The 4,008-nt window shown below is 46.1% G+C and carries 5 protein-coding genes; 4 read left to right on the plus strand and 1 reads right to left on the minus strand.

The window, feature by feature from the left end; genetic code table 11:
* From HY877_00810 to HY877_00825, 4 genes are all read left to right on the plus strand, one after another.
* Positions 1–132: transposase (locus HY877_00810; GenBank protein ID MBI5298829.1), on the plus strand; the 132-nt coding region annotated here is incomplete at its 5' end.
* Between the two features lie 19 nt (positions 133–151).
* On the plus strand, positions 152–550 hold the full coding sequence (gene tcmP, locus HY877_00815; GenBank protein ID MBI5298830.1) for a three-Cys-motif partner protein TcmP: 399 nt from the start codon (positions 152–154) through the stop codon (positions 548–550).
* 4 nt (positions 551–554) lie between these two features.
* Entirely contained in the window at positions 555–923 is a 369-nt protein-coding gene (locus HY877_00820; protein ID MBI5298831.1) for a hypothetical protein, read from the plus strand.
* A complete protein-coding gene (locus tag HY877_00825) occupies positions 920–1,681 on the plus strand; it encodes a phage Gp37/Gp68 family protein (protein MBI5298832.1) in 762 nt (253 codons plus the stop codon). Before HY877_00820 ends, HY877_00825 begins: the two co-directional genes overlap by 4 nt.
* 6 nt (positions 1,682–1,687) lie before the next feature.
* Here HY877_00825 and acs read toward each other — a convergent pair whose 3' ends face one another.
* Complete coding sequence (acs, locus tag HY877_00830; protein MBI5298833.1) at positions 1,688–3,652, minus strand: acetate--CoA ligase; 1,965 nt, start codon at positions 3,650–3,652, stop codon at positions 1,688–1,690.
* Positions 3,653–4,008 lie beyond the last annotated feature (356 nt).

The following is a 4,008-nucleotide window of genomic DNA, read 5'->3' on the forward strand; positions in this document are numbered from 1 at the left end:
TGGGTAGTGGAACGTTCTTTTGGTTGGTTGGAAAAATGTCGAAGGCTATGGAAAAATTGCGAAAGAAAACTCTCAACGAGCCGTCAAATGGTCATCCTGGCGTTTTTGGTGTTATTGCTGAGGAGATTCTGAACAGGCTCTTAGAAAATACCTGGAAGCCTATCTTATTATTTTAGCCAAACAAGATTGGTGCAAGGGTTATGAATATATCGATGCTTTTGCAGGGACGGGGAAACCTCAAAGCCGGGATGAGGAGATTTTTGTTGACGGTTCTCCCCGCGTTGCGTTGAGTCTCAAAAAACCATTTACCCATTATCATTTCATCGAAGAATCGCCTTGGAGAGTCAAAAAGCTTGAAGAACTTCGCGAAGAATTTACAGGGAGGAAAATTTCAATTTATCAGGGAGACAGTAATAAAATTCTCATAGAAAAAATGGTTCCACAATTATCCTATGTCAGTAAAAAAAAGAGCGATCGCTTTTATAGACCCCTTTGGGATGCAACTGAATTAGGAAACTTTAAAAGCCATTGCGGAGGCCAAGACAATTGAGATCATGCTTAATTTCCCCGTTATGGCGATCAATAGGGGCGTCTTGAGAAAAGATCAAAAAACCATTTCTGATAAAGAGAGAAAAAGACTTGATCTGTTGTGGGGAACTAAAGATTGGATGATCGATCTCTATGAAGAAGACCACACTCTTTTTGGAATCGAACAAAAGAAAAAGAAAATGTCCGGGAAGGAAATGGGGAAAGTATTCAAAAAACGCCTTGCTGAAATCTTTGAACATTGCACCGATCCAATACTCATGGTAAACAGCAACAATGCTCCACTTTATTGCCTTATGTTCGCGGGTCATAATGCCAGCTGGGCAACAATCGCTTCCGATATTTTTAAAAAATTTGAGCAGACAAGACGATTATGAGCGACCACTCTTCCATTGAATGGACAGACGCAACATGGAACCCGGTGACAGGGTGTACCAAAATCAGCGCGGGTTGTAAAAACTGTTATGCCGAAACTTTTGCAGAACGGTTTCGGGGAGTGCCGGAGCATCCCTTTGAACAGGGTTTTGATCTTCGTTTGTGGCCGGAAAGATTGGAACTGCCTCTCAAGTGGAAACAGCCGAGATTGATTTTTGTCGATTCGATGTCCGATCTTTTTCACAAAGATATTTCTGATGATTTTATCTGGAAGGTTTTTGAGACCATGTGCAAAGCAAAGCAGCATATATTTCAAGTTTTGACGAAAAGATCGGAAAGGCTGTTGCAATGGACTGCCGATCATTTCCGCGTGGTGCCGAAAAATATCTGGCTTGGCGTTTCGGTGGAAAATCATTCTGCTACATTTAGAATCGGACACCTTCAAAAAACGCCGGCCCAAATTCGTTTTTTGTCGATTGAGCCTTTAATCGGCCCCGTTCATCTCGATGAGGATCTTTTACAAGGAATTCATTGGGTGATTGTGGGGGGTGAAAGCGGACATCGGGCAAGAAAAATGGATCCAGAATGGGTCTGCAACATCCGCCAACAATGCTTGCAATATGATGTCCCTTTCTTTTTCAAACAATGGGGAGCCTATGATCCGCTTTCTGGAAGGAAAGTTGGTAAAAAAGCGGCAGGCCGGATTTTGCATGGACGCACTTGGAATGACTTGCCTCAAAAAGTAACTTACAGATTTTAACGACGGTCACTGCCTCCCATCCAACAAAGACTGAACTACGGAAGGATCGGCTAGTGTGGAGGTGTCTCCTAGATCTTCGATGTGGCCGGCCGCGATTTTTCTTAAAATTCGGCGCATGATTTTGCCGGAGCGGGTTTTTGGGAGTGCGGGGGAAAATTGGATTTTATCGGGAGCGGCGATGGGACCAATTGTCTGACGCACGTGTTGTGTCAGTTCTTTTTTTAAATCGTCCGACACTTTCGCATCTTGTTTGAGTGTGACAAAAGCGTAAATGCCCTCCCCTTTTATGTCGTGGGGAAAACCAACTACGGCGGACTCCGCCACGGCATGATGCGCCACCAAAGCTGATTCCACTTCGGCGGTACCGATGCGATGCGCGGAAACTTTGAGTACATCATCCAATCGTCCCATCAACCAATAATAACCATCTTTATCTTTTCGCGCTCCGTCGCCGGTGTCGTAACATCCGGGAAATTTTGTGAAATAGGTTTCTTTGAAGCGCTCATGATGACCATACACGGTGCGCATGATGCCGGGCCATGGCTCGGTAATCACAAGATAGCCGCCCTCATTCACGCCGCACGGCGATCCATCTTCCTTAAGAATTTTTGGATTCACGCCGAAGAAAGGAATGGTTGCGGAACCCGGTTTGAGATTCGTGCAACCGGGCAGTGGCGAAATTAAAATGCCGCCGGTCTCTGTTTGCCACCAAGTATCAACAATCGGGCAATGATTGTCGCCGACGTTTTCGTAATACCACATCCACGCTTCGGGATTGATGGGCTCCCCCACCGTTCCCAACAAACGGAGCGAAGAGAGATTATGTTTTTTGACCCAATCTTCTCCTTCGCGCATGAGGGCACGTATTGCGGTGGGGGCGGTGTACAAAATGGTGACCTGATGACGTTCGCAAATATCCCAAAAGCGATCCGGATGAGGATAGGTGGGGATTCCTTCGAACATTAAAATAGTAGCGGCGTTGGCTAGGGGACCATAAACCAGATAGCTGTGACCGGTGATCCAGCCTACATCCGCGGTGCACCAGAAAATATCTTCGGGTCTGTAATCAAAAATAGTTTTGAAAGTGGCGGCGGTGTAGACCATGTAACCGGCCGTGGTGTGCAGAACCCCTTTTGGTTTGCCGGTGGAGCCAGAGGTGTAGAGAATAAAAAGAGGATCTTCGGCAGACATTCTTTCAGATTCAAAAATAGGCCCCGCCTGTTCCTTCAATTCATGCCACCAGAAATCACGCCCTGCGGTCCACGGAATTTTTTCGCCGGTGTGTTGATAGACAATGCATTTGTCAACTTTGTGATTTTTCTTTTCGCAAAGTTGGATGGCCTCATCGACCGTTTCTTTGAGCGGGATTTTTTTGGAACCGCGTAGCCCCCAGTCGGCCGTAACGATGAAATTGGATTTGGCGTCAATCAATCGATCCGCAATGGATTCCGCAGAAAATCCGCCAAAGATTACGGAGTGAACCGCCCCCAAACGCGCGCAGGCGAGCATCGCCACGACAATTTCCGGAATCATCGGCATATAGAGGGTAATGCAGTCGCCTTTTTGCACGCCCAAATTTTTCAAAACGTTGGAGAAAGAACAGACCTCCGACAAAAGAGTTTGATAGGTAATGCGTCGAACATTTCCCGGTTCATTTCCTTCCCAGATGATGGCGGTGCGGTCGCCCAAACCATTTTGCACATGACGGTCGAGGCAATTGACGGTGATATTTGTTTTGGCTCCCTCGAACCATTTGATGGAGATATTATTTTTGAAATCGTATTCGCGGACTTTGTTCCATTTTTGAAACCAGACAAAGTCAGAGGCTATTTCACTCCAAAACCCTTCTGGGTCTCTGATGGAACGCTCCCATTTGCATTGATAATCTTCAAACCTGCGGATGATGGCTTTATTGCGGAAATTTTCAGGAGGTGGAAATTGGCGATTCTCTTCAAGAACAGATTCTATCATGGGGGTTCGTGTCGCCCCCTCCGCCGGCAAAGCCGTCGGAGCCTCCCCCTCTCGTTCGCTTTGCTCTCTACTGGATTCACCCATGGACCTTCTTTGGCATTTTTTTATTGTGAGGGCAAATCCTTTTTGCTAGCCATCAGCCCTACATTTAAAGGGAGTGGTGGAAAATGTATTTTTTGTCATCCCTGCCCCTGCCTCCGCAGGGGTAAACTCCGGCAGGGATCCGTTATGTAAAGCGTCAAGATTTATTTTTTAGCTCATTTTAATGTCATGCCCGAGTGTTTTAGTCGGGCATCCAGTCTCGTTGCGTTGGTTCTTTGAAACAATATGGTTTTTACAATAATTGGAAACTTGAA

Source organism: Deltaproteobacteria bacterium (assembly GCA_016213065.1).
Taxonomy (GTDB): Bacteria; UBA10199; UBA10199; order SPLOWO2-01-44-7; family SPLOWO2-01-44-7; genus JACRBV01.

Excerpts from the sequence above, each read along its gene's own strand:
- HY877_00820 (MBI5298831.1), top strand. The coding sequence starts at position 555 with ATGCTTAATTTCCCCGTTATGGCGATCAATAGGGGCGTCTTGAGAAAA.
- acs (MBI5298833.1), bottom strand. The coding sequence starts at position 3,652 with ATGATAGAATCTGTTCTTGAAGAGAATCGCCAATTTCCACCTCCTGAA.
- HY877_00825 (MBI5298832.1), top strand. The coding sequence starts at position 920 with ATGAGCGACCACTCTTCCATTGAATGGACAGACGCAACATGGAACCCG.